This window comes from Rhodococcus yunnanensis NBRC 103083 (assembly GCF_001895005.1).
Classification (GTDB): domain Bacteria; phylum Actinomycetota; class Actinomycetes; order Mycobacteriales; family Mycobacteriaceae; genus Rhodococcoides; species Rhodococcoides yunnanense.
On sequence record NZ_BCXH01000001.1, the window covers coordinates 671,943 to 697,761 of the forward strand.

Sequence of the window (25,819 nt, forward strand, 5' to 3'; positions counted from 1 at the left end):
CCTTCTTACTTTGCCGACGGCGGTTCGTAGCCGCGGCGCGAGGCACCTGGCGCGTTCTCGATCGACTCCCGCTTCGCCTTCTCCGACGAGTGCAGCTGCCACGGCACACTCGTGACCATCACACCGGGTTGGAACAGGAGGCGACTCTTCAGGCGCAGCGCGCTCTGGTTGTGCAGTATCTGCTCCCACCAATGTCCGACGACGTACTCGGGTATGAAAACGGTGACAACGTCGCGAGGGGAATCCCTTCGGACGCGTTTGACGTAGTCGAGCACCGGTTTCGTGATCTCGCGATACGGCGATTCGACGACCTTGAGCGGAACGGTGACATCGCTCGATTCCCACTGACGCACCAACGTCCGTGTGTCCACCTCGTCGACGTTGACGGTGATCGCTTCGAGGGTGTCCGGACGAGTGGCACGCGCGTAGGCGAGAGCACGCATGGTCGGCATGTGCAGTTTGCTGACCAACACGATCGAATGGGTGCGGCTGGGTAGCACACCGTCCCATTCCTCGTTCTCCAGTTCCCTGGCAACGGTGTCGTAGTGCCGCCTGATCATCCGCATCAGAACGAAGATGGCGATCATCGCCACGATGGCAATCCATGCACCCGCGGCGAACTTCGTGATCAGCACGATCACCAACACTGTCGCCGTCATCGCCAAACCCACGCTGTTGACGATGCGCGAACGAAACATGCGACGTCGCTGTTCCTGATCTTGTTCGGCGCGCAACAGTCGTGTCCAGTGCCGGATCATTCCGGTCTGGCTCAGCGTGAACGAGACGAACACACCGACGATGTAGAGCTGGATGAGTTTGGTCACTTCGGCGCCGAACACGACGACGAACGCGATGGCCGCTCCGGAGAGGAACAGGATGCCGTTGCTGAATGCGAGACGGTCGCCCCGAGTGTGCAGCTGGCGGGGCAGATACCGATCCTGCGCCAACACCGAACCGAGCACAGGAAATCCGTTGAACGCCGTGTTGGCGGCCAGGACGAGGATCAGCGCCGTGACGATGGTGATGAAGAAGAACCCGATGGGGAATCCCGAGAACACCGACTCCGCGAGCTGCGCGATGAGCGTCTTCTGGTGGTAACCCTCGGGAGCGCCGATCAGTTGTTCCTGCGGATCGAGTGCGTACTTGATGCCGATCTTCTGCGCCAGAACGATGATGCCCATCAGCAGCGTGATGCCGATGACGCCGAGGAGAAGCAGCGTCGTCGCAGCATTGCGGGACTTGGGTTTACGGAACGCGGGCACGCCATTGCTGATCGCTTCGACACCTGTCAGAGCGGCACATCCCGAGGAGAACGCCCGTGCGATCAGGAACGCGAAGGCGATGCCGTACAGATGCGAATCCTCCGCCTTGAGTTCGAACGACGCCGATTCGGCCTGCAGGTTCTCACCGAGCACGTAGACCCGGATCAGCCCCCAGGCCAGCATCAGAACCATCCCGACCATGAAGGCATAGGTCGGAATCGCGAACGCTGCCCCGGATTCGCGGATCCCGCGCAGGTTGATCGCGGTGATGAGCACGATCGCCACGACCGCGAACAGGACTTTGTGTTGAGCGACGAGAGGCACTGCGGAACCTATGTTCGACGCGGCCGCCGAGATGGACACGGCAACGGTGAGGACATAGTCCACGAGGAGGGCACTGCCGACCGTCAACCCCGCCGTCGGTCCGAGGTTGGTGGTGGCCACCTCGTAGTCGCCGCCCCCGGACGGATACGCGTGCACGTTCTGCCGGTAACTGGCGACAACAACGGCCATCACCACACAGACTGCGAGACCGATCCACGGGGTGAACGCGTACGCGGAGATGCCTGCCACCGAGAGAACGAGAAAGATCTCCTCCGGCGCGTACGCGACCGAGGACATGGCGTCGGAGGCGAACACGGGAAGAGCGATGCGCTTGGGAAGGAGCGTGTGACCGAGCTTGTCGCTGCGGAACGGCCTACCGAGCACGAGCCGCTTGGCGGCGGTCGAAAGCTTGGACACGGTGCAAAGCGTAGGCCGTCCGGTTCACTCCCCACCATCGGAGCACCCTCGGCGCGCCGAACCGGCCGTCGGCCATCACCGCGCCGATCCCGAAATGCCCGACTCCGGCATCACGTCGAGCGGGTCCGGTCGAATGCACGGGCCCGGGCCGTTACCTTTGTGTACTGCGTGGGTATCACTGCCCGACAGTCGGTACCTTCCGACGCACGAGATGTACGACATCCGAACGGAGCTGGGCTGTGTACGTAGTGGTGATGGGGTGCGGCCGAGTCGGCGCATCCCTGGCAGGCGCGCTGCAGCGGATCGGACACGAGGTCTCGATCATCGATCGCGACGAGAACGCCTTCCTGCGCCTGCCCCCAGAGTTCGACGGACATCGGGTCGTCGGAATGGGATTCGACCGCGACGTACTCGTTCGAGCCGGCATCGAGAAGGCGGAGGCCTTCGCTGCCGTCTCGTCGGGCGACAATTCCAACATCATCGCCGCGCGCGTCGCCAGGGAGACCTTCGGCGTCGACAAGGTCGTCGCGCGGATCTACGACGCAAAACGCGCTGCCGTCTACGAACGTCTGGGAATTCCCACCGTGGCCACGGTTCCGTGGGCGACCGACCGTTTTCTGCACAATTTGCTCCGCGACGATCCGACGACGAAGTGGCGTGACCCGTCGGGAAGCGTCGCGGTGGTGCAGCTCGAGATCAACGACGGGTGGGTCGGTAAGAAGCTGGCATCGCTCGAGGAGGCCACCCACTCCCGAGTCGCATTCATCATCCGCTTCGGCACGGGTCTGCTTCCCGACAAGAAGACCGTCATCCAGGCGGACGACGAGATCTACGTCGCCGCGGTGTCCGGAACCGTGGCCGAGGCAATTGCGCTCGCGGGCAATCCCCCGCCTTCGGACGACTAGTCACATCCGCATCGAGACGAACGGGAATTCATGAGAGTCGCAATCGCCGGAGCAGGCGCCGTCGGTAGATCCATTGCCCGCGAGCTGCTCCGAAGTGAGCACACGGTGATGCTCCTCGAACGCAAGCTCGACCACGTCGATCCCGAGGCCATCCCCGAGGCGGAGTGGGTGCTCGCCGACGCCTGCGAACTGACCCTCCTCGAAGCGTCGAAACTGGAGACCTACGACGTGGTGATCGCCGCAACCGGAGACGACAAGGCCAATCTGGTTCTCAGCCTGCTGGCGAAAACCGAATTCGGTGTCGACCGCGTCGTCGCCCGCGTCAACGATCCTCGAAACGAGTGGCTGTTCGACTCCTCGTGGGGAGTCGACGTCGCGGTGTCCACCCCGCGGATGCTCGCCTCGCTCGTCGAGGAGGCAGTCTCGGTCGGCGACCTCGTACACCTGATGACCTTCCGCAAGGGTCAGGCGAATCTCGTGGAAGTGACGCTGCCCGACAACACGCCGCTGGCAGGCAAACCCGTCAGGAAGCTGTCCTTGCCACGTGATGCGGCGTTGGTGACGATTCTGCGTGGCGGTCGTGTCATCGTGCCGCAGCAGGACGACCCACTCGAAGGCGGAGACGAACTACTCTTCGTCGCGTCGGTCGAGGTCGAGGGCGAACTTCGAGCCGCGGTCGGTCTGGCGTGAGTCGCGGAATGAATTCGCGCTGCAGGAACTTGGTGCTGACATGACCATTTCCACGGAGAACGCCGTCGTCCTCGACGCACCCGAACGAAGCCGGTACGAAATTCTGCACGACACTCAGGTGGCCGGTATCGAGAACTACTCCCGCGATGGCGACGTCGTGACCTTCCTGCACACCGAGATCTACCCTCAGTTCGAGGGATTCGGCTTCGCAGGTGTTCTCGTACGCGGCGCACTCGACGATCTTCGACGCCGTTCACTGCGGGTGCGACCCGAATGCAGCTATGTGGTTCGCTTCATCGCGAAGCATCCCGAGTATCAGGATCTGGTGGTGTGAGTTCGGTCGCGTCGTCCAGTGCGCGGTCCGCCCGGCGGACCGCCCAGAAGGTGACCAGCAACGCGACTCCCGTCAACGGCCATCCCATGCCGATACGTGCGACTGCGAGCCACCCGGTCTGATCGGAGTCGTACAGCTGCGACTGCACCAGGTAACGGGCGCCGAAGACGAGCGCCCAGGCCGCCGTGGCGATGTCGTACGAGTACACCGAACGCCGGTTCGAGCGCCATCGGGTTCCTCCGCCGTTCAAGTAACCCCACGCGACACCGACGAGCGGCCAGCGCGCGATGATCGAGACCAGGAACACAGCCCCGTAGACGAGACTGGTGTAGATCCCGAACAGGAAATAGCCTTTGGCGTCGCCGGTTCGGTACGCGATGAACGCGCAGATTCCCACTCCGAAGAAGCCGGAGATCGCAGGCTGAATCGGTGTGCGCTTGACCAGACGCCAGATCATCACACCCAGAGCGACTGCGAGCGCGGTCCAGATGGCCGCTGCGAGGCCGAAGAAGCTGTTGGCGGGCACGAAGACGACTACCGGGAGCGTCGAGGACACCAGACCCGACAAGCCTCCCAGCTGCTCCAGGATGGTTTCTTTCCTGGGCGGGGGTTCGGTCGTCTGGCCTTCTGGTGCTCGGCCGTCACTGTCAGTCACGACAACGAGGGTGCCACACGGCGGAGGGTCAGGATTCGTCGCGGAGTTCGTAGTAGGGGTTGTAGACGATCTTGCGACCGTCTCGCTCCCCCACGCGTCCCTTGATCAAGACGGTCTTGCCCGGCTCGATGCCCGCAATCTTGCGTCGCCCGATCCACACGAGTGTGACCGGGTCGGTGCCGTCGAAGAACTCGGCCTCGATGTTGGCGTTGGCTGCCTTCGAGCATGTTTCCACGCTGCGCAGCCGACCCAACATGGTGACTTCCTCGCCTCGCGAACAATCGCAGGCACGACGTGCTCCCGATGCCTCCGACGTCTCCGCCATCTCTTCGGCGTCGAGCTGATCGACGTCCTCGGTCAGCTTTCGCGTGAGACGGCGAAAGTATCCTGCGGCAGCGGGTGCCATGGTCAGCTCCTGGAGCATTCTGCGACGGGTTTTCCTCGGGTAAAGGCCTGTACAACCGCCACTGTAGACCCGCATGCCCGGCGCAGCCAACCGGCACCATCCCGCGCTTTCGGTGATTCAGGGGCGCACGTTCGCCGCCCGGTACGACCAGGCACAATCGGCCGAATGAAGTGGGCCACACATGCCGTCGTCCTTCCCGGTACCGGCTCCGACGCGACGTTCGCATACGACGCCTTCGCGCGCCCGCTGCGGCAGGTGGGTATCACAGCGGTGGCGGCCGTCCCCGACCCGAGACGCATCGTCGGAGGGTACGAGGATCTCCTCGTCGAGACCGCCCGGCAACACGGCCCCATCGTCGTCGGCGGAATCTCCATCGGGGCAGCTGTGGCACTGTCCTGGGCACGACGACACCCGAGCGCAGTTACCGGAGTGCTGGCAGTACTGCCGCCGTGGTTGGGCCTACCGGGAGACGCCCCGGCTGCGCTCAGCGCTCGGTACACGTCCGCTCAGCTGACCGCGCACGGCCTGGCCCACGTGACCGCGGCGATGGCCTCGTCCACTCCCGAGTGGCTCGCGGCAACGCTGACGAGATCCTGGGCGTCGCAGTGGCCGCATCTTCCCTCGGCGCTCGACGAGGCAGCGAACTACGTGGCCCCCACGATCGACGAGCTACGTCGCACAGAGGCACCGACCGCCATCGTCGGTGCCGTCGACGACCCGGTGCATCCGTTCGCGGTCGCGCAGACATGGCACACCGAGATCCCACGGTCGAGGTTGTCCACCGTCACACTCGACGACATCGGCCGAGACCCGGGCGTGGTCGGCGATCGTGCAGTTCGGGAACTCGGTGCGATGCTGTACGGCTGAACAGCCGAAGAAGCTGGGCCGACGAGTCAGCCGCCCAGCTGCTGCATCGCCGAACCCGACGTTCCTCGGCGAGGACCCTCCGTCGGGCCTGCAGGCTGGGTTGCTGTGGGCTGGGTTGCTGTGGGCTGGGTTGCTGGGGGTTGGGAGCCTGCAGGTTGCTGCGCCGCAGCCTGAGCTTCCGCCTGCTGCTGGCCTGCTTGCTCCGCCTGCTGTTGCTGCGCAGCTGCGAGTTGGGCCGTCAGCGTCGCAGGCAGGACCACCGGCAGGGGTGTCCGAACCGGGTGCGGCTCGGTTCCACGATCGACGATCGTCTGTGCGAGAACAGTGCGAGCGAGAAGCACCAGCGGCGCGTCGGCAGCGACTGCACCTGCGGGTCCCGCCAGCACACAGCGCACCATCCAGCGATACCCGTCGACGCCGATGAATCGCAGATCGGCATTGGCAGTGACCGCGTGCAGTTCACGACCCCACGGGCCGGTCTCGACGGCGACCTCGGACTGATCCGACCGAAGAGAGGTCGCCAGTTCGGCAGCGACTTCGCGCCACTGACCAGGAGACTTCGGTGCCGCGTACGCGGCGATGGTGATTCTTCCGTGCTGTGTGACGACATGCACCGCCTGCGGCGCGCCTGCCCGATTCATCTCTACCTGCAATTGACCGCCGTCCGGCAGTGGGATCAGAACCGAGCCCAGATCCAGGCGCGTCTCGGCCAGTCCATCGCGCTCGTCCTCCACCTCGGTCAGATCGAACGGCCCCATATCCGGGTCTGTCTGCACGTCCTCGTCCGCAGAATCCAGGGCAGGGGCACTACCCGCCTCGTCACCGAAGAAGTCGCCCGTCGGCGCTTCATCGTGGTCTGCGGTCTTCTTCCGCCGTCCGAACATGATCAGTTCCCTTCCTCTCGGGTCGCGGTGCCTGATCCATCGGTAGTGGCCGAGCCGGACAGGCTGGCATGGCCACCACTGGATCCGTAGCCGCCTGTGCCGCGCGTGGTGTCGTCGAGGGACTCCACCTCCACGAACGTCACCAGTTCCACTTTCTGTACGAGCAACTGGGCTATCCGGTCACCGCGGACGAGGTGGATCGTCTCGCGCGGGTCGTGGTTGACGAGACAGACCTTGATCTCGCCTCGATAGCCGGCATCGATGGTGCCCGGCGTGTTGACGATCGACAGCCCTGACCTGGCAGCGAGGCCCGAGCGTGGATGCACGAGTCCGACGGTGCCCAGTGGGAGTGCCACGGCGACGCCGGTTCCCACGAGCAGACGCTCGCCGGGAGCAATGCTTGCATCGGCAGTGATGTGCAGGTCGACTCCTGCATCTCCTTCGTGCGCGCGCGTCGGAACGGGCAAACCGTCGTCGAGACGCTTCAGAGGTATCTCCGAGGCGCCCTCGATACGAAGGCCTGCCCCGTTCACATTGCCGTACTGTCGGCTTGCATCGTCGCTCACGTGCACCGAGACTACGCTGTTGCACTCGCGCTCCTGAGACCTCGTCGAGCACACGTGCTGCCACTGCCGACCAGCGTGGCACGTACTCTGGATCGTGTGCCACAGGACTCACGCCCAGATCTGGACGCCACGAAATCGATGAACGCCGACGACGAGCGCACACTCGTGTACTCCGAGAAGCTGTGGGTTCCGCTGTGGTGGTGGCCCGCAGGCCTCGCGGTCGCGACGCTGCTGGCTGCGGAAGTACACATGGGGGCACCCGGCCTCAGAGCATGGCTCCCCTACGTGCTGCTTCTGCCGTTTCCGTTGTGGGCGTTGTACTGGTTGAGCCGGATGAGAGTTCACGTCGTCCGAGATTCGGACGCAACCGGGGAGCTTCGTGTGGGACGGGCGCACCTTCCGCTCGATGTGGTCAAGGCGGTGGCCACGGTCCCAGGAACAGCAAAAAGTGCGGCGCTGGGAAGGCAGTTGGATCCTATGGCCTTCGTTCAGCACCGCACCTGGGTCAAACAGATGGTTTTGATTGTTCTCGATGATCCCGACGACCCCACCCCCTACTGGTTGGTCAGTTCCAAACGACCCGAAGAACTGGTCGCTGCCCTGGCCAAGCCCACCCCCGGAGATCGCCCGTAGGCGATCTCGGCTTCACCACGGCAGGTATCGACACCTACCCACGTCCGGCGAGTTTCCTCGCCGGCATCTACCTATGCCGCGCAGTCACGGCAGACGAGAACACCGTTCGCATCGCTTGCGAGCCGGCTCCGGTGGTGTACCAGGAAGCAACTCGAGCAGGTGAACTCGTCGGCCTGCTTGGGTACGACTCGTACGGACAGTTCTTCTCCGGACAGGTCTGCACCCGGAAGTTCGAACGACTCGGCCGTGTCGGACTCGTCCACGTCGACGACCGCGGACTGCGCCTCGTTGCGACGGGCCTTCAGTTCCTCGAGTGAGTCCTCGGAGACCTCGTCGGATTCTGTTCTTCTCGGTGCGTCGTAGTCGGTTGCCATTTTCCTCTAACCCCTCATCTTCTTGCGTGTTTCCGGTGGTCGCTGCTGGCGTTCGTCCTAGCTCGATCGCCGGCTGTGAGGAGGGCGCTTGCATTGCTCCCACCGTCCTTTGTTCGTGTTGAACGCACGAGAACCTCGTAAGGTGCCCGAAATCCGGTCCGGGTAATGCCCGATTGATCTCGGCTCGAAACCCTATAGACACCTCTCCAGACGATCCCGCTTTCCACCGATTCGTCTCTGATCTGAAACCACCGGGGCCGCCAGACAATAGCCGAACCTCGGCCGATTGGCGAAACCGAACCGCCGGACGGACGTTTTTCAATCCGACAATCGGCATGAACAACGCCGACGCGCCGGTCATTCCTGGCCGCGTCCCGGCCCGTCCTGGAGGGCTCGACACAGACGGACACACCGGCAGACGCAGCCGACCGGCACGCGGGGAACTACAGTGAGCGGGCGTCGCGGACACGGGTTCGTCGGCGCATGATTCGAACCAGCCGACGGAAAGGCGTCCCCACACCGTGGTTTCTCTGATCACCGAAGGAAGTCCGGTCGACGATCGCGGTCGTCCGTTCCGTCGCAGGCGTGCGCTGCCCATCCTGATCGTGTTTCTCGTGCTCGCGCTACTCGGCGTCTTCACTTGGATACGCGTGTTCACCGCGGGTGAGAAGGTGACGGCGGCGGTCGAATGCAACGCACCCTCGGAGGCGCCCGCTGCGGACGGCACCGTGCCCGCTGCACTCGGTGAGCGACTCGACCGGTCCTCACTCCTCGATGTGGAACCGGCAGCATTGTCGGCCACCCGCGTACGGGTGTACAACGCCAATGGCGAGAGCGGCCAAGCCGCGACGGTGGCGGCAGAACTCAGTGACTACGGCTTCGCGAGCGCGCCTGACGTGCAGGTCGGAAACGACCCCGTCTACCTCGACCAGAACATGCAGTGCCAGGGTCAGATCCGCTTCGGCGGCGGCGGGGCAGCCGCAGCCAGCGCCGTCTGGCTCGTCGCGCCCTGCGCCGAACTGGTGCAGGACGGCCGCGGCGACGACACCGTCGACCTCGCACTCGGCACGTATTTCAAGGATCTCCAGCCCAACTCCGACGCCGAATCGGTCCTGCAGTCGTTGGCTGGGGTCACACCGGGCACCCCGGCTGCACCGCTGGACATCGATCTGCTGGCAGCTGCCCGCCAAGCACGCTGCTGAAGGCACGCCCCCCGGCTCGGCTTCAGTCCGCCGGAATCGGATCGAGCGCTCCCAATCGCTCGAGCACAGCGGTGAACTCGGAGTCGATCCCGGGCGCTACGGCTACCGTGACCGCCCCCGCGGCGCTCGACGAGGTCGGCGACGGAACTCGGAGCACTGCCCCTGCTTCTTCGGCTATCAACGATCCGGCCGCCCAGTCCCACGGGCTGAGTCCGTGTTCGAAATGCGCGTCCACCGCACCCGATGCCACCATGCACAGATCGAGCGCCGCCGAACCGACGCGCCTGATGTCGCGGACCAGGGGCAGCAATTCCGCGATGAGCCGACCCTGAACCGTCCGCCGGACCGCCGAATAGCCGAATCCCGTGGCCACCAAAGCAAGTGAGACGTCGGTGACGGGGTTGCACTTCAGTTCGGTGACGGACCCATCGGGACCCGTCGCGGACGCGCCACCGCCCCGCGATGCGCTGTAGACGATGTCGCGTGCAACGTCGACGACCACCCCGACGACACTCACTCCATCGATCTGTGCCGCCACCGAAATGGCGTACGCCGGAATGCCGTAGAGAAAATTGACGGTGCCGTCGATCGGGTCCAGAACCCATCGCACACCCTCGATCGACTCGTCCTCTCCGCCACCCTCCTCGCCGAGAATCGCGTCGCCGGGGCGACGGACGGCCAACAGTTCACGCAGCACGTGCTCGGTCTCGGTGTCGACGACCGTCACCGGATCGGTCGGTGTGCTCTTCGTCCGAACCGACTCGTCCGCCGCACCGTCCTCGACACCGATCGCGTCTGGGCCGAATACCTCCGGGCGTCTCGTGCGGACGTGTTCGGCGGCCGCACGCGCTACCTCCAACGCCACTTCCAGGAGCGAAGACGATACGTCCACTCCCGTTTTCGACAACGGCAACTCGGACGCACAACCTGGATTCGACACACACCCATCGCATCACACAAGACACCGGTGGCACCACCCGAACTCACTCCGACGCAGGATCGACGCTCCACCGAGCGCCGAATCCACGGTCGGCACACTATTGTCTGGAGGTGTTCGGCTCGCTCGATTCCACGACACCAGGAGCATGCGGCAGATGACACAGGCAGGGTCACCAGCAATCACTACCGACCACGTGGAGCGCCACGGGTTCGGCGTCGATGTCGGAGGCAGCGGCATCAAGGGCGGCATCGTCGATCTCGTCACCGGTGAGTTGGTCGGAGACCGCTTCAAGATCGAGACACCACAACCGTCGACACCGGAGGCAGTGTCGGACGTGGTCGCGCAGATAGTCGCGCACTTCGAATGGACCGGGCCGGTCGGGGTAACCCTTCCCGCGGTGGTGACCAACGGTGTCGCGCGTTCGGCAGCCAACATCGACAAGGCATGGATAGACACCGACGCCAAGGCGCTGTTCGCCAAGACGATCGGACATGCCGACATCACGGTCCTCAACGACGCCGACGCGGCCGGGGTAGCGGAGGATCGCTACGGCGGCGGCAAGGACAAGAGTGGCGTCGTCGTTCTGTTGACGTTCGGCACCGGTATCGGGTCCGCTGTTCTGCACAACGGGGTACTGCTTCCGAACACCGAGTTCGGTCATCTTCAGGTCGACGGCAAAGAAGCAGAACATCGTGCCGCGTCGTCGGTGAAGGAGAACAAGGACCTGTCGTACAAGGAGTGGGCGAAGGAGGTCTCGAAGGTTCTGGAGACGTTCGAGGCGCTTCTGTGGCCCGATCTGTTCATTGCCGGAGGAGGAATCAGCCGAAAGAGCGAGAAGTGGATTCCTCACCTGACGAACAGAACACCCGTGGTGGCGGCCACTTTGTTGAACACGGCGGGCATCGTGGGAGCCGCTCTCGCGGCCGACACAGCTGCCGATAGCGGCCGCGCTCGGTAACAAAGTTTCCACGGGTCGTTACAATGGTTGTTGCCGGTCTGCACGCCGGCACAATCGACAAGACCTCTCCGCCGGAAACAACTCTGGCGTGACGCCGCACGACACCGTCACGAAAGGGCGTACGTGGCAGCCACCGATATCCGTCAGACCGTAGATTCAGCTACAGAGTCTGCGTCCCCTGCACCTGCTGCGGAGGCACCGAACGGCACGATCCGAGAGGTCGCTGCCGCTCCGGCGGCAAAGACCGCACCGGCGAAGAAGGCCGCCGCGAAGAAGGCTCCGGTCAAGCGTGCCGCAGCCAAGAAGGCTCCGGCGAAGAAGGCCACCACCAAGAAGGCCGGTGATGCCGCCTCAGGCGCCGACGGCGACGAGGACGCTCCCGGTATCGATGACATCGACATCTCCGACGGCGACATCGCTGCCGCTGCGAACGATGTCGTCGAGGTGGTCACCGGGGGTGAAGACACCGAGGAAGACGCCACCACCGAGCCCACCGCGGAGGACAAGGCCTCCGGCGACTTCGTCTGGGACGAGGAAGAGTCCGAAGCTCTTCGCCAAGCACGCAAGGACGCCGAGCTCACTGCTTCCGCGGACTCCGTTCGCGCGTATCTCAAGCAGATCGGCAAGGTTGCCCTCCTCAACGCCGAGGAAGAAGTCGAACTCGCAAAGCGTATCGAGGCAGGCCTGTTCGCCACCGAGAAGATGCGGGAGTTCGCCGAGAAGGGCGACAAGCTGCCCGTCGCCGCGCGGCGCGACTACACGTGGATCTGCCGCGACGGCAACCGCGCGAAGAACCACCTCCTCGAAGCCAACCTGCGCCTCGTGGTATCGCTGGCCAAGCGCTACACCGGACGCGGAATGGCCTTTCTCGACCTGATCCAGGAAGGCAACCTGGGTCTGATCCGTGCCGTCGAGAAGTTCGACTACACCAAGGGATACAAGTTCTCGACGTACGCCACGTGGTGGATTCGCCAGGCCATCACTCGCGCAATGGCCGACCAGGCTCGCACCATCCGCATTCCGGTGCACATGGTCGAGGTCATCAACAAACTCGGTCGGATTCAGCGCGAACTTCTTCAGGATCTGGGCCGCGAGCCCACCCCGGAGGAACTCGCGAAGGAAATGGATATCACGCCGGAGAAGGTGCTGGAGATCCAGCAGTACGCCCGCGAGCCCATTTCCCTCGACCAGACCATCGGCGACGAGGGCGACAGCCAGCTCGGCGACTTCATCGAGGACTCGGAAGCCGTTGTCGCGGTGGACGCAGTGTCGTTCACATTGCTACAGGATCAGTTGCAGTCGGTTCTCGAGACTCTGTCCGAACGCGAGGCAGGCGTCGTGCGGCTTCGCTTCGGCCTGACCGACGGTCAGCCTCGCACGCTCGACGAAATCGGTCAGGTCTACGGCGTCACTCGCGAGCGTATCCGCCAGATCGAGTCGAAGACCATGTCCAAGCTTCGGCACCCGTCGCGCTCGCAGGTACTGCGCGACTACCTGGACTGACAGCGTTCATCTGGACTGACAGCGTTCATCTGGACCCTTCGACGCGAAGCCGTCGCCCCCGTCAAACCGGGAGCGACGGCTTCGCGTCGTTCGGCCTGCGAATCGAGTGCGTCACACTCGGTTTCGCATCGATCACAGAGTCGGCGGTGCGAACGAGCCGTCTTCTCCCGGCGCGTACTCGAGGACAGCGGTGACGGACGTCGTGGGAAGCGGGCCGTACAGGTGAGGAAAGAGCATCGACTGCGGATCGCCCGGGACCCCTGGCTCCCATCGCACCGGAGATTCGAGTCGCTGGGGGTCGAGTACGAGCAGCACGATGTCCTGGCGTCCCGCGAACAGACGATTGGCGGGCAGATGGATCTGGTCCGGCGTCGACAGGTGGACAAAACCTGTCGAGTCGAAGCCTTCGGGTCGGAGAAACCCGGACTCCCGCACCGACAGCCATTCTTCGATGGTGCACATGTGCAGCAGCACTCCCGCTGGTTCCGTCACAGTTTTCGCATCCTCACGTAGATCCGACGAGTGGCTACGTCATCGATCCTACGGCGGGATCCCGTCGACGCCGGTGTGCCGACCGCCCGTGCCTCCCACGGCGACGGCAACGACGACAGCGACGATCCCGAGAGCCTCGGCGGGACTCGGCCACTGAGCAAGCACGACTGCACCGACCACGGTCGCGGTGGCCGGGAGCAAGGCCAGCAGCAGAGCGAAACGAGCGCGACCGATTCGGGTCAGGACGACCTGATCGAGAACGTACGGAACGACGCTCGACAGAACTCCGACGCCGAGCCCGAGCAGCCAGGTCCGCGACTCCGCCAGCACACCAGGATCGGACACCAGGAGGGGTCCGAGCAGAACTGGGCCGAGGATGATCGACGCGCCCGCCATACCGACAGCCAGGTCGTCCAGACCGTCTCCTGCGTCCGCGACTCGTTTGCCGATCAGGATGTACCCTGCCCACAACGCCGCCGACGCCAGGGCGAAGCCGACCCCGGGCACTCCGACCGAACCGCCGCCCTGCTGGGTACTCGCGATGGACAGCACGCCGAACACGACGAGCACCAAGGCAGCCACATCCCGCGGGCGCCGCGATCCCACAGCTGCGACTGCCACGGGACCGAGGAACTCGATTGCGACCGCCGCGCCCATCGGTATCCGATCGATCGCTTCGTAGAACATCACGTTCATGCCGACGGTCACCACACCGAACAGAGTGGCGAACATCACTTTTCGTCGGTTCCAACGACCCAGCGGTGCGGTTCTCGACCACGGACGCCTCCAGAGCACGAGGACGACAGCGGCGCCCAGCGCCCGCAACCATGCCACCGACGTGGGATCGACAGTGTCGAACAGGAAGACTCCGACAGCGGCCCCGAGGTACTGGCAGAGCCCTCCGACCACGAACAGCGCGGGAATCTCGTAACCGACCCCGCGTGCGTCCTCGGTTTCGTTCCGCGCCACGGCTCGACCCTAGTGCCCGCCGCGCCCGCGAATCGAATCAGCTGTCAGCGAACACGATTTCGGCTTCGAACCGCCTGCCAGCTGCTTTCGAGCATGTTTCGTGTTAGTGACAACACAAAGAAACACACTCGGGAACAACACATGACCGCCGAACGTCTGAAAGAGTGTACGGACCGCGCCATACCGACGCGGCGGACCGGCCCCAGGCAATCGGATCACACCGAACGCCAGTACGGAGGAGTCATGCCCGGAACATTGACCAGCCCACAGTTGACAGCATCCGACCGGTGCGACCGGTGCGGTGCAGGGGCTCGTGCACGTGTTGTGCTCTCGACCGGTGGAGAACTCCTGTTCTGCAACCACCACGCGAAGGAGCACGAAGACCGCCTGCGTGAAGTGAACGCAACGGTGATGACCGAATCGGACTCTGCGGTGTAACCGGCTCGCTTGCATCGGGACGCGTGCGCGACCCGAAACAACAGTCAGCAACCAACACGAAGAACGGGTGGCCACCTCGGTGGCCACCCGTTCTTCGTCTGTTCTGTTCCCCATACCGGCCGTGTCACCTACGACCGCGTCACATCTTTCGAAGCTGGATGATGCGCTCGCCCAACTGCTCGGCTGTGGCCATTGCCGTCGGCGGTCCGCCACAGATGCGCCGTAGGTCGCCGTGAATGACTCCGTGCGGCTTGCCGGTTCGGTGGTGGTACACCGCGACCAAACTGTTGAGTTCGCGTCTCAGCCCGGCCAACTGGCCTGCGGTCGACACACGTTCGGTGACAGCAGCGGGTGCAGGCACCACCACGGCAGGTTTGTCCATCTGCTCTTGCTGGCGTTGTCTGAGCAGGTCGCGCATCTGCTTCGCGTCGAGCAACCCCGGCAGACCGAGGTAGTCCGCTTCCTCGTCGCTGCCGGAGAACGTGGCCGTTCCGAACGAGGATCCGTCGTAGATGACCTGGTCCAGCTCGGCGTCCGCCCCCAGCGACGTGTAGGCCTTCTCCTCCTCGCCCAGTTCGTCCTTCTGTTTGTTCGCGTCCGCGAGCAGTTCGTCGTCGAGACCGTCCTTCTCGCGATGCGGCTTGCCCAGAATGTGGTCGCGTTGAGCCTCGAGCTGGCTGGCGAGATCGAGCAAGACCGGCACGGACGGCAGAAACACGCTTGCGGTCTCGCCGGGGCGCCGCGATCGAACGAATCGACCGATGGCCTGTGCGAAATACAGTGGGGTGGACGCGCTCGTCGCGTACACGCCGACGGCCAACCGAGGAACGTCGACGCCCTCGGACACCATCCGCACCGCGACCATCCACCTCTGGGTGCTCTTACCGAACTCCGCGATTCGCGCGGACGACGTCGGATCGTCGGAGAGCACGATGGACGGCGCCTCTCCGGTGATGACCTCGATCAGCTTCGCGTAGGCGCGGGCAACGGTCTGATCCGTAGCGATCACCAGACCACCTGCGTCGGGCATTCCGCCGCTGCGAAGCTGGCCGAGACGCGTATTGGCGGCCAACAGCACCGCCGGCATCCAGTCGCCCTGCGGGTCGAGGGCGGTACGCCACGCCCGCGCCGTCTGCTCTGCGCTGAGTGGCTCGCCCAGCCGCGCGGTGAACTCCTCCCCCGCGTTGTCCCGCCACCGCGCCTCACCGGAGTACGCAAGGAACACGACCGGTCGAACCACGCCGTCGGACAACGCATCCGAGTAACCGTAGGAGTGGTCCGCCTTCGACCGCATCAGGCCATCGCTGTCCGGCTCGTAGTTGACGAACGGGATCGGGCTGTCGTCGCTACGGAACGGCGTTCCCGTCAGCGCGAGTCGGCGGGTCGCGTCGGAGAATGCCTCTCGGATCCCCTCACCCCAGCTCTTGGCGTCGCCACCGTGGTGGATCTCGTCGAGGATGACGAGTGTCTTCCTCGCCTCGGTACGCACTCGATGCCGGAACGGGTGGGACGCGATCTGCGCATACGTCACGACCACCCCGTGGTAGTCGCTCGACGTCTGACCTGTGGAGTTGGAGAACCGCGAGTCCAGCGCGAGTCCGACCCGCGCCGCGGACTCTGCCCACTGGTGCTTCAGATGTTCGGTCGGGGCGACGACGGTGATCTGATCGACCGTGCGGTGGGCCAACAGCTCGGACGCCACGCGTAGCGCGAACGTCGTCTTACCTGCGCCCGGCGTCGCCACCGCGAGAAAGTCCTTGGGCGCCGCCACCAGATACTTGGTGAGCGCACGCCTCTGCCACGCACGCAAGGGCGTGCCACCTGCGGAACTTCCCGGCGCGGTGGTCGTGGGATCGGTTGTGTCGGCATCGGTCATATCAGCGCTCACTGGCCGCCGGTTCCTGGCATCGATCGAAGTCCTCGCGCTCTCGGTAGCCCTGCAGTGTCCGCCGTGGAGCCTATCGCTCATCACCGACCGAACCCGAATCGCCGACTCGGCGTTTCGGTCGCGTCGAATGCGACTCGCCGGACGACACGGCACGGTCCGGACGGGCGTTCGTGGCGTTTGTCAGGAATGCTGGAGGGACCATGACTGAAACTGCAGGCGAAAGACGCCGTGACGGCGGTCTGTCCACGCGACGACCGTTTCACCTCGTCTGGGCTGTGACGCTGCGCACATTGAGCAAGTCGTGGGCGGACTCCATTTTCAGCAAGTCCGCGACAGCCGCGTTCTGGCAGACGCTGTCGCTTCCGCCGTTGCTGCTCGGTGTTCTGGGAAGCCTCGGCTTCGTCGCCGGATGGTTCGGACCGAACACGATCGAGATCATCGAATCGAAGATCATCACCTTCAGCAACAGTGTTTTCAGCGACTCCGTAGTCGACGGCATAATACAACCGACCGTCCAGGACATCCTGCAACAAGGTCGAGGCGAGATCGTCTCCGGCGGGTTCGTACTCTCCCTGTGGGCAGGCTCGTCGGCGATCTCGACCTTCGTCGACTCGATCGTCGAGGCGCACGGCCAGCAGGACGCTCGGCACCCCGTCTGGCAACGCATCTTCGCTCTGCTGCTCTACGTCGGCTTTCTGATCGTCGCTGTCTTCGTGCTGCCGCTCGTGGCGCTCGGACCGACCTTCGTGCAGACGATCCTTCCCGATTCATGGGTCGAGATCGGCAGCGAGCTCATCGACTTCCTGTACTACCCCGCGGTCGGTCTGTTGCTCATCGTCGGCCTGACGACGCTGTACAAGGTCGCGCTGCACAAGTCGCTACCGTGGCATCGCTTGCTCGCAGGGGCGTTGCTCGCCGGAGTCTTCTTCATGGTCGCCAGTGCGGTTCTGCGGGTCTACCTCACGTGGATCACCGGAACCGGCTACACCTACGGCGCACTCGCGACTCCCATCGCGTTCCTGCTGTTCACGTTCTTCCTGGGCTTCGCGGTCGTACTGGGGGCCGAGTTCAACGCGACGATCCAAGAGTTCTGGCCTGCACGAGCGACCCGCATCGATCAGGTGAGGGAATGGCTCGCCGCGCAGGCCGCATTCGAGGAAGCAGGACCCGTCACTGCCGTCGCGTGGCGACTGGCCACCGGCCCGATTCGCATAGTCGGAGACCGCGACCGATCGAACACAGCCGAAACCCAGAAGCCACAGACGATGGCTCCACAGACGACGGCACCACAGACACCGGCCCCACAGACGAAACCGGCACCCGAGACGACGGCGGCGCCGACGCCGTCGATGGAACCCGGGCAGGCCGAGGGTCCCGATTCAGGGGTGCGTACGCCGAAACCTCCGACGTCCGATCGACCGCGTCAGTCGCCCTTCTTCAATCCTTCGTAGACCTTTTTGCAGTCCGGGCACACGGGTGAACCCGGCTTCGCCGACTTGGTGACCGGAAACACTTCGCCGCACAGTGCGACGACGTGAGTGCCCATCACTGCGCTCTCCGCGATCTTGTTCTTCTTCACGTAGTGGAAGAACTTCGGCCTGTCGTCCTCGGTGGTCTCGTCCGGTGCGATATCAGGACGTTCCTTGGTCTGGGTGCTCATGAATCCGATTATTCCGTACTGCGTCCGCAGAGACGAATGGTGCCGGCAAGTGCATTCCTGCGCCGGTAGTGCCACAGTGGAGGTATGACGAGAACACCGGGGTTTTCCGGCTCGGCCGAGAGCGGCTCGGCCCGTAACCCCGCATTGATCACCGAGGCACAGAACTCGATCGAGGAGCAGCATCGGGCCCGGGTGCGTAAGTACATGTTCATCATGTCGTTTCGAATTCCAGCGTTGGTCCTCGCCGCCATCTCGTACGGCGTCTGGGCCAACCCGTGGATCGCGATGGCGATCGTCGGTGCGTCCATACCTCTCCCGTGGATGGCAGTGCTCATCGCGAACGATCGCCCACCGCGATCCAAGGACGAAATCAGCAGGTACGACGGTCGCCGGGCCGAGCGAAATCGGCTCGAGGCGCGCAATCATCACGTCATCGATCAGAACGAGGACTGACCGCCTGTCGATCGGACCGTCCCACGGCTGAAAGACTGGCGCGGTGACTGCGACATTGCTTTCGACGTGCCAAGACCTGCGTACTGCGTTCGAGCGGACCCGATACGACGCCGATTCGCTACTCGAGGCGCTGGGCGAGGCCGCACATGCGGCGCTGGGCCGCAGCGAGCCCGTTCCCGTCCGCCGGGCCAGCCTGGGTTGCGGTGATCTCGGTGTCTTGATTCGACTTTTTCTGCTCGTCGACGACATCCCGGACGAGGATGCCGCACGTGCCCTCGCCCCACTCACTCTCGTCGCCGCTGTCGAGGCCGGGATACTGGGGCGAGTGTCGCCCACGAGCGTTCGCGCGCTGCTGGACATCAGGCCCCTCGACGCGGGCAATGGAACGCGATGGATATTTTCCGATCTCGATGGCAGCATGCGGCCTGCGCCGACTGCACACGATCACGTTCTGGGCGTGGGTCAGGCGTCGCTTTCTCTGCTTCGCGGAACACCGACCACCTATGCCTCGGAAATTCTGGACGTCGGCACCGGCTGCGGGGTTCAGGCCGTACATGCTGCTGCCGTCGCAGACACTGTCACCGGTACCGACATCAGCGAGCGTTCCATGGTCCTGGCAGCGGCCACTGCAGCCCTCAACGGTCTGACGATCGAGCTGCTGGAGGGATCGTGGTTCGAACCGGTCGCAGGTCGAAGGTTCGACCGAATCGTCGCCAATCCCCCGTTCGTCGTCGGGCTGGGGACGATCGAACACAGTTACCGCGATTCCGGTCTCGATCTCGACGGAGCGTCGCGCCTGATGATCGAGCAAGCGCCGAACCATCTGAAGCCGGGCGGCACCGCAGCGATCCTCGCATCGTGGGTGCACGTCGAGGGCGAGGACTGGCGCACGAGGGTGGCGTCATGGCTACCCGATCACGGCATCGATGCATGGATTTTGCAACGGGATGTCGCCGATCCCGCGCTGTACGTGGGCACCTGGATGCGCGACGGTGGTCTCGACCCTCGCGATCAGACCAGTGCGGCCGTCGCGCAGGCCTGGCTGCAACACTTCGACGATGCGCACGTCGACGGCATCGGGTTCGGGTTCGTCTACCTGCGCGCAACCGATCTGCCCACCGATGTGCTCGCCGAGGACCTGCGACATGCTTTCGACGACCCGCTGGGTAATGAGGCGATCGCCTATTTCGACCGGGTGACGTGGCTTCGCGAGAACGATCCGGCCGACGCCGTCTTCCGTCTCGATCCCAGTACCGCTCTGGAGCACGTGTCGCTTCCCGGGACCGAGGGGTGGGAAACCGAAGTCGTCCGCGTCCACCGCGGAAACGGTCCGAACTGGCAGCACGAGATCGACGAGCTGGGCGCGATGCTTCTCGCCGGGATGCGCGAGGACGGCCTACCTCTCCGCGACCTCGTGGGGTTGTTGGCATCCGCGCAGGGTCTCGACGAGAATCAGTTGCTCGATGCTGCGATCGAATTGACGGTCGGCCTGCTGCGGCACGGTGTGATCGTGCCCTCGTCCGGCGCTGGCAGCTGAGTTTCCTCGGGGAACGCTTCTCAGCAACTTCTCAGGACGGAGAAGGGATAGACCCTGGTCAAGCGGGTATCACACGGTGGAGCGGTGGGAACTTTTCGATCTCGCCCGGACGTTGAGCCCTATGAGACACCACCGATCAGGAGGCAAGTCATGACAAGCCCCAGCACCACGACCCGCCCACGTCCCACCGACGCGGACCTCGACGCTCAGAGCCCGGCAGCAGATCTCGTTCGTGTCTACCTCAACGGGATCGGCCGGACCGCGCTTCTGACCGCCGACGAGGAAGTGGATCTGGCCAAGCGCATCGAAGCTGGGTTGTATGCCAAGAACGTCCTGGAGAACACCAAGCGGCTCACCGCGGCGAAGAAGCGAAACCTGGCCATCATCGTGCGCGACGGAAGCGCCGCCCGCAGTCACCTCTTGGAAGCCAACCTCAGGCTCGTCGTCTCGCTCGCGAAGCGATACACAGGTCGCGGTATGCCTCTTCTGGACCTCATCCAGGAGGGAAACCTCGGGCTGATCCGAGCCATGGAAAAATTCGACTACGCCAAGGGCTTCAAGTTCTCCACGTATGCGACCTGGTGGATTCGACAGGCCATCACACGCGGCATGGCGGACCAGAGCCGCACCATCCGTCTGCCAGTCCACCTGGTGGAGCAGGTCAACAAGCTTGCGCGCATCAAGAGGGAACTCCATCAGCAGCTCGGCCGCGAGGCGACCGATGACGAGCTGTCGAGCGAATCCGGTATCGCCGTCGAGAAGATCGCCGATCTGCTCGACCACAGCCGCGACCCGGTCAGTCTCGACATGCCTGTCGGTAGCGACGAAGAAGCTCCCCTCGGAGACTTCATCGAAGACTCGGAGGCCACTTCCGCCGAGAACGCCGTCATCGCCGGCCTTCTTCACAGTGACGTCCGTACCGTGCTCGCCACGCTCGACGAGCGTGAGCAGCAGGTCATCCGACTCCGCTACGGCCTCGACGACGGCCAGCCGCGCACTCTTGACCAGATCGGCAAGCTGTTCGGGCTCTCTCGCGAGCGTGTGCGGCAGATCGAGCGTGAGGTCATGGTGAAGTTGCGCCAGGGCGACCGCGCCGAGAAGTTGCGCTCCTACGCCAGCTGATCCTCGTTCGGGATCACCCAGTCAGGTGGGGCAGCGGTGACAATCCCCGCGCGCACCACCGCACAGCGGTGGCCGAGTCGATTTTTCCTCCCCCCCTCTGGGAAAGTCGATTCGGTCTCCGCTTGAAACGTCACGAATGGTCTTCGGCCCCCGCGCCGGTGCCGAACTGCCCCGGTGCCGAACTGTCCGATACCGAACTGTCCGCTACCGAACTGTCCGCTACCGCAGTCGCCTGGGCCCGAGATCGTTTCGGGTAGGTTCTGGTCCGAGCCGGAGGCGAGCATCGGTGACTTGCGCGCCGTGCGCCGATGCGAGAATCGGCTCGCAGGCCAACGCCCGGATCTCGGGGATGTCGTCGGCCATCACCGAGACACGTTGAACCAGATCGACGAGCGCACTCTTGTTGACCGGCACCGCATTTCGATACCCCGACAGCAGGGGTGCCGCCTTGGGTGCATCGATCAATTGCACGGCCTCGTCCTCGGTCAGGGGTAGAACGCGGTACGCGCGGTCGCCCAGTAGATCCGAGATCACACCGGCCAGACCGAACGAGATCAGCGATCCGAACGACGGGTCGTCCTGTACGCGCACAACGCATCCGATTCCCTTTGTTGCCATCTTCTGCACATGCAGAAGCGGCTCCCCCGAATCCGCCGCGAGCGTTCGGTAGGCGTCGCGCACGGCGTCGTCGCTTCCCAGATCCAGGCGCACTCCCCCGAGGTCCGGCCGGTGTCGCCACTGCTCACCGGTCGCCTTCACCGCCACCGGGTATCCCAACTCCGACGCGGCAGCAGCCGCCTCGTCCTCGTCGGTGACAGATCTGAATTCGACGACCTCGATTCCGTAACACGACAGCAGCTCGGCGGTCTCGAAGTCCGAGAGCCAGCGGTCGCGGCCAGACCACCCACGCACGAGCGCCGCCGCTCGTTCGGAATCTATCCCGTTCGGCCGCAGCGGCGTCGATACGGGTCGGCTGCGCCACGCCGCATACCGCCACGCTTTGCCGAGGGCAGCGACGGCACGCTCGGGACTGGAGTACGACGGCACGGACCCACGAATCGGGTGTCCTTCCTCGCCACGGACCGCCAGCACATCCGGAATGCCCTCGGTAGCAAGGAACGTGGTGAGGACTGGCTTGTCCGCCCCCCGCACCGCGGCGCCGAGCGCCTCGGCGAACGGCTCGACCGTCACCGCCACCGGAGGCACGAAGACGACGATCACCGAGTCGACGTCGGAGGCGGCAAGTGCACCCGAGACGGCCGCGGCGAATTCTTCCGGCCCGGCCTGTGGTCCGACATCGATTGCTGCGCCCGCGTGCAGACCCTCGGCGCGAGCCGCGTCGACAGCCAGGACACCGAGGGCCGTGGAGTTACCGACGACCGCAACACGGGGGCCGGTGGGCAACGGCTGATACCCGAACAGGATTGCGCAGTCGAACAATTGCGCGATGGTGTCGACCTGAATCACCCCTGCCTGCTCGAACAATGCTTTGACTATGCTGTCGTCGATGTCAGGGCCGGTGGCAAGGGCAGGCGGTACGGCCCCGCGACCGCTCTTGACCGCGACGATAGGTTTGGTACGAGCCACACGTCGCGCGATTCGGGTGAATTTGCGTGGATTGCCGAAGCTTTCGAGGTAGAGCAGCACCACCTCGGTGGCGGGATCGGAATCCCAGTACTGCAGCAAGTCGTTTCCCGAGACATCCGCGCGGTTGCCCGCCGATACGAACGTGGACAGCCCGAGCCTGCGCTTGGCGGCTTGATCGAGGATCGCGATACCGAGAGCGCCGGACTGACAGAAGAATCCGACCCTCCCCGGCATCGGAAGATGCGGAGCAAGAGTGGCATTGAGCGCGAAAGCAGAGTCCGTGTTGGCCACACCGAGCGCGTTGGGACCGACCAGTCTCATGCCGTGAGCTCGGGCGGCGTGCACAAGACGACGCTCTTTCTCCTGACCGGCCGCGCCTGTCTCGCCGAATCCGCCCGACACCACGACGAGCGCCTTGACGCCTTTGTCCAGACAGTCGTCCAGAACTTCGTCGATCGATTCCGCGGGGACGGCGGCAATGGCCAGATCGACCGAGTCCGGAATGTCGTGCACCGTCCTGTACGCCCGAACGCCACGCACCGAGCGATGATCTGCGTTGACCGGATACACCGGCCCGGTGAACCCCGCGGCAAGCAGATTCGCCAACACAGCATTGCCCACCTTGGAGCTGTCGGTGGACGCGCCGATCACGGCGACCGAGTTGGGACTCAACACATTTCGGACGCTGCGCGCCTCAGCAGCCCGTTCACGCGAATTACGAACCGACAGAAGCGCTTCACTCGGATCGATCGCGAACTCCAGTCGCAGAACACCGCCTTCGAAACTACGACTCACCTGGTATCCGGCCTCACGGAAGACCGTGACCATGTTGCGGTTCTCGGCGAGCACCTCGGCCACGAACATGTCGACGCCGTTCTCCGCGGCCGCTCCGGCGAGATGCTCGAGCAGAATCGGACCGAGACCTCGGCCTTGATGCGCATCGGCGACGACGAATGCGACCTCCGCTGAATTGCCGTCGCCCTCGGGGAGCCGTTCGTAGCGGCCGACCGCGACGATGTCGTCGCCCAGAATGGCCACGAACGCCACCCTCGACCGATGGTCGACCGTGGTGAAGTTGAGTACGTCGCGTTGCGGCATCGTTGGATACGGCCCGAAATACCGCAGGTACCGCGTGCGTTCGGACAGTCGGCCGTGAAATGCGACGAGTGCATCCGCATCCGACGGGACGATCGGACGCAGGTGCACGACGCCCCCGTCCGATGCCAGTACATCGGCGACCCAGTGCTTCGGGAAGGACGTCTCGGCCTTCAGCCGCTCTTTGTCCTTGGCAGTAAGTTCGCTGGCAGCGGGTTCGCCGGCAGTGGGTTCGCCGGCAGTGGGTTCACCGGCAGTGGAATCCTTGGCAGTGGGGTCGTGTGCGGTGGATTCAGTCACGAGGATCTTCCGGATCGAGGCCGAGCAGCGGGAAGCTTGCTCGTCGGGTTGCAAGAATGGCCGAGTCGACGCGCTCCAGTGCGCGATCGGCAGCGTCGTTGGAACCATCGACCGACCCACCCGGACCGTCCCACGCCGGATAGTCGACGTCACCTCCATCGCCCATCACCTGGGGTAGGTCGATACTCGGCGCCATCTGTCTGACGCGGTCGCGCCACGCGTCAGGTAGTCGAAGTTGCGGGTCGACCGGGCGGCCGAGGGCAGCGGCGATCAGATACGTCCATGCGCGGGGCACCACACGCACCAACCCGTAACCGCCGCCGCCGACCGCGATCCAGCGCCCCTCTGCGTACTTGTCCGCAAGCTCGCGCATCGCGAGGAACGCCGCGTTCTGACCGTCCACCGTCAGCGCCAGATCGGCCAGCGGATCTTCTCGATGACTGTCCACACCGCATTGACTCACGATGATCTGGGGACGGAAAGCCGAGATCGCCCCGGGAACAACAGCATGAAATGCTCTTAGCCACAACCGATCTCCGGTGCCCGGCAGGAGCGGAACGTTGATCGCGGTTCCTTCAGCGGCCCCTGAGCCGACCTCGCTCGACCACCCGGTGTTCGGCCACAGGGTCGCCGGGTGTTGATGCAGCGACACCGTCAGTACCCGTGGGTCGTCGACGAAGGCGTGCTGAACGCCGTCACCGTGATGAGCGTCGACGTCGATGTAGGCGATCCGATCGAATCCGTGGTCCAGTAGCCAGGAGATGGCGATGGCCGCGTCGTTGTACACGCAGAAACCCGATGCCCAATCGGGCATCGCGTGGTGCATGCCGCCGCCGATACTGACGGCTCGGCGCGCTCGACCCGAGGCGATCTCCTGCGCAGCGGCCAGAGTTCCGCCGGTCAACATGGCACTCGCCTCGTGCATGTGACGGAACACCGGATTGTCGTCCGAGCCCAGCCCGTGCTCCACGGCGTCGGGATCCAGAATTGCCAGACCCTTGTCGGGTGCTCGCTTCACGGCATCGATGTACGCAGGCGTGTGGATCCTGAGCAACTCGGCATCGGTCGCGGCCCGTGGTTCGACGAGTTCGACCCCGTCGAGCACTCCGATCTGCCGAGCCAACGCCATCGTCAGGTCCAGCCTGGTCGGGTTCATCGGGTGATCGTCGCTCCACCGATACGAGAGGTAGTCGGCACTCCAGACGACGATGTCGTCGGCGACCGCTGTGGTCTGCGATGGCGGTCGGCCCGCCTGGTCTGCCATGTGAGCAACGCTACTTGCCACACTCGGACTGTGCGACCAGCCGCCGACGCCGTGTTCGGTTACCGGTCGGTACAGGGTGCGGCGCGCCAGCCAC

26 protein-coding genes are annotated in these 25,819 nt (G+C 64.5%); 13 read left to right on the forward strand and 13 right to left on the reverse strand.

The annotated features are described in order from the left end of the window. Positions 1-5: 5 nt before the first annotated feature. A complete protein-coding gene (locus tag RY1_RS02990; protein WP_072801979.1) occupies positions 6-2,003 on the reverse strand; it encodes an APC family permease in 1,998 nt (665 codons plus the stop codon). A 239-nt stretch (positions 2,004-2,242) separates the two neighbouring features. Between RY1_RS02990 and RY1_RS02995 the strand changes: the two genes are divergently transcribed. The 3 genes from RY1_RS02995 to RY1_RS03005 are packed head-to-tail and all read left to right on the forward strand — an operon-like array spanning position 2,243 to position 3,932. Then, entirely contained in the window at positions 2,243-2,908 is a 666-nt protein-coding gene (locus RY1_RS02995) for a potassium channel family protein (protein WP_072801980.1), read from the forward strand. A gap of 30 nt (positions 2,909-2,938) precedes the next feature. Then, positions 2,939-3,598, forward strand: a complete 660-nt coding sequence (locus tag RY1_RS03000; protein WP_072801981.1) for a potassium channel family protein — start codon at positions 2,939-2,941, stop codon at positions 3,596-3,598. A gap of 40 nt (positions 3,599-3,638) precedes the next feature. Next, complete coding sequence (locus RY1_RS03005) at positions 3,639-3,932, forward strand: GNAT family N-acetyltransferase (RefSeq protein WP_072801982.1); 294 nt, start codon at positions 3,639-3,641, stop codon at positions 3,930-3,932. On the opposite strand, the gene RY1_RS03010 is transcribed toward RY1_RS03005, so the two are convergent. Further along, on the reverse strand, positions 3,892-4,587 hold the full coding sequence (locus RY1_RS03010) for a DUF3159 domain-containing protein (RefSeq protein ID WP_072801983.1): 696 nt from the start codon (positions 4,585-4,587) through the stop codon (positions 3,892-3,894). The two genes, RY1_RS03005 and RY1_RS03010, sit on opposite strands and share 41 nt — an antisense overlap. Positions 4,588-4,615: 28 nt before the next feature. Further along, positions 4,616-4,993: an OB-fold nucleic acid binding domain-containing protein gene (locus RY1_RS03015; RefSeq protein WP_072802286.1), complete on the reverse strand. Its 378-nt coding sequence runs from the start codon at positions 4,991-4,993 to the stop codon at positions 4,616-4,618. A gap of 165 nt (positions 4,994-5,158) precedes the next feature. Between RY1_RS03015 and RY1_RS03020 the strand changes: the two genes are divergently transcribed. After that, positions 5,159-5,860, forward strand: a complete 702-nt coding sequence (locus RY1_RS03020; protein ID WP_072801984.1) for an alpha/beta fold hydrolase — start codon at positions 5,159-5,161, stop codon at positions 5,858-5,860. 26 nt (positions 5,861-5,886) lie between these two features. On the opposite strand, the gene RY1_RS03025 is transcribed toward RY1_RS03020, so the two are convergent. Further along, on the reverse strand, positions 5,887-6,744 hold the full coding sequence (locus RY1_RS03025) for a DUF3710 domain-containing protein (protein WP_072801985.1): 858 nt from the start codon (positions 6,742-6,744) through the stop codon (positions 5,887-5,889). Between the two features lie 2 nt (positions 6,745-6,746). After that, the gene (gene dut, locus RY1_RS03030) at positions 6,747-7,256 is read right to left on the reverse strand and encodes a dUTP diphosphatase (RefSeq protein WP_072802287.1); all 510 of its coding nucleotides are present in this window, start codon (positions 7,254-7,256) and stop codon (positions 6,747-6,749) included. Between the two features lie 192 nt (positions 7,257-7,448). Between dut and RY1_RS03035 the strand changes: the two genes are divergently transcribed. After that, positions 7,449-7,943 (forward strand): DUF3093 domain-containing protein, encoded by a 495-nt coding sequence (locus tag RY1_RS03035; RefSeq protein ID WP_072802288.1) that lies wholly within the window; start codon positions 7,449-7,451, stop codon positions 7,941-7,943. 71 nt (positions 7,944-8,014) lie between these two features. Here the strand turns inward: RY1_RS03035 and RY1_RS03040 are convergent, their stop codons facing one another. After that, a complete protein-coding gene (locus RY1_RS03040) occupies positions 8,015-8,317 on the reverse strand; it encodes a DUF4193 domain-containing protein (protein ID WP_072801986.1) in 303 nt (100 codons plus the stop codon). A 521-nt stretch (positions 8,318-8,838) separates the two neighbouring features. On the opposite strand from RY1_RS03040, the gene cei reads away from it, so the two are divergent. After that, complete coding sequence (gene cei / locus RY1_RS03045) at positions 8,839-9,519, forward strand: envelope integrity protein Cei (protein ID WP_072801987.1); 681 nt, start codon at positions 8,839-8,841, stop codon at positions 9,517-9,519. A gap of 22 nt (positions 9,520-9,541) precedes the next feature. On the opposite strand, the gene RY1_RS03050 is transcribed toward cei, so the two are convergent. Next, positions 9,542-10,411: an inositol monophosphatase family protein gene (locus RY1_RS03050; RefSeq protein ID WP_084727144.1), complete on the reverse strand. Its 870-nt coding sequence runs from the start codon at positions 10,409-10,411 to the stop codon at positions 9,542-9,544. Between the two features lie 202 nt (positions 10,412-10,613). On the opposite strand from RY1_RS03050, the gene ppgK reads away from it, so the two are divergent. Together ppgK and RY1_RS03060 are read left to right on the forward strand one after the other, a co-directional pair. Then, the gene (ppgK, locus tag RY1_RS03055) at positions 10,614-11,417 is read left to right on the forward strand and encodes a polyphosphate--glucose phosphotransferase (RefSeq protein ID WP_072801989.1); all 804 of its coding nucleotides are present in this window, start codon (positions 10,614-10,616) and stop codon (positions 11,415-11,417) included. 123 nt (positions 11,418-11,540) lie between these two features. Beyond that, a complete protein-coding gene (locus RY1_RS03060; RefSeq protein WP_072801990.1) occupies positions 11,541-12,920 on the forward strand; it encodes an RNA polymerase sigma factor in 1,380 nt (459 codons plus the stop codon). A 132-nt stretch (positions 12,921-13,052) separates the two neighbouring features. Here RY1_RS03060 and RY1_RS03065 read toward each other — a convergent pair whose 3' ends face one another. Continuing rightward, positions 13,053-13,382 carry a DUF952 domain-containing protein gene (locus RY1_RS03065; protein WP_072802289.1) on the reverse strand — a complete coding sequence of 110 codons (330 nt, stop codon included), beginning with the start codon at positions 13,380-13,382 and terminating at the stop codon, positions 13,053-13,055. Positions 13,383-13,460: 78 nt separating this feature from the next. Beyond that, positions 13,461-14,381: an EamA family transporter gene (locus RY1_RS03070; RefSeq protein ID WP_245819467.1), complete on the reverse strand. Its 921-nt coding sequence runs from the start codon at positions 14,379-14,381 to the stop codon at positions 13,461-13,463. Between the two features lie 243 nt (positions 14,382-14,624). Between RY1_RS03070 and RY1_RS30440 the strand changes: the two genes are divergently transcribed. After that, entirely contained in the window at positions 14,625-14,819 is a 195-nt protein-coding gene (locus RY1_RS30440) for a DUF7455 domain-containing protein (RefSeq protein ID WP_072801991.1), read from the forward strand. Positions 14,820-14,958: 139 nt separating this feature from the next. Here the strand turns inward: RY1_RS30440 and RY1_RS03080 are convergent, their stop codons facing one another. Then, a complete protein-coding gene (locus tag RY1_RS03080; RefSeq protein WP_072801992.1) occupies positions 14,959-16,695 on the reverse strand; it encodes a DEAD/DEAH box helicase in 1,737 nt (578 codons plus the stop codon). A 212-nt stretch (positions 16,696-16,907) separates the two neighbouring features. Here RY1_RS03080 and RY1_RS03085 point away from each other — a divergent pair, with 212 nt between their 5' ends. Then, positions 16,908-18,158 (forward strand): YhjD/YihY/BrkB family envelope integrity protein, encoded by a 1,251-nt coding sequence (locus tag RY1_RS03085; protein ID WP_084727145.1) that lies wholly within the window; start codon positions 16,908-16,910, stop codon positions 18,156-18,158. On the opposite strand, the gene RY1_RS03090 is transcribed toward RY1_RS03085, so the two are convergent. Next, positions 18,131-18,367 carry a DUF3039 domain-containing protein gene (locus RY1_RS03090; protein ID WP_072801993.1) on the reverse strand — a complete coding sequence of 79 codons (237 nt, stop codon included), beginning with the start codon at positions 18,365-18,367 and terminating at the stop codon, positions 18,131-18,133. The two genes, RY1_RS03085 and RY1_RS03090, sit on opposite strands and share 28 nt — an antisense overlap. An 84-nt stretch (positions 18,368-18,451) precedes the next feature. Between RY1_RS03090 and RY1_RS03095 the strand changes: the two genes are divergently transcribed. The 3 genes from RY1_RS03095 (at position 18,452) to RY1_RS03105 (ending at position 21,479) form a co-directional block, all read left to right on the forward strand. Beyond that, positions 18,452-18,820: a DUF3099 domain-containing protein gene (locus RY1_RS03095; protein ID WP_072801994.1), complete on the forward strand. Its 369-nt coding sequence runs from the start codon at positions 18,452-18,454 to the stop codon at positions 18,818-18,820. A 43-nt stretch (positions 18,821-18,863) separates the two neighbouring features. Further along, positions 18,864-20,357: a DUF7782 domain-containing protein gene (locus tag RY1_RS03100; protein WP_072801995.1), complete on the forward strand. Its 1,494-nt coding sequence runs from the start codon at positions 18,864-18,866 to the stop codon at positions 20,355-20,357. A 150-nt stretch (positions 20,358-20,507) separates the two neighbouring features. Then, complete coding sequence (locus RY1_RS03105; protein WP_072801996.1) at positions 20,508-21,479, forward strand: sigma-70 family RNA polymerase sigma factor; 972 nt, start codon at positions 20,508-20,510, stop codon at positions 21,477-21,479. Positions 21,480-21,698: 219 nt separating this feature from the next. Here RY1_RS03105 and RY1_RS03110 read toward each other — a convergent pair whose 3' ends face one another. Together RY1_RS03110 and RY1_RS03115 are read right to left on the reverse strand one after the other, a co-directional pair. Then, positions 21,699-24,467, reverse strand: coding sequence for a bifunctional acetate--CoA ligase family protein/GNAT family N-acetyltransferase (locus RY1_RS03110; RefSeq protein WP_371829444.1), 2,769 nt, complete (start codon positions 24,465-24,467; stop codon positions 21,699-21,701). After that, positions 24,454-25,725, reverse strand: a complete 1,272-nt coding sequence (locus tag RY1_RS03115) for an acetoin utilization protein AcuC (RefSeq protein WP_072801997.1) — start codon at positions 25,723-25,725, stop codon at positions 24,454-24,456. Before RY1_RS03115 ends, RY1_RS03110 begins: the two co-directional genes overlap by 14 nt. Positions 25,726-25,819 lie beyond the last annotated feature (94 nt).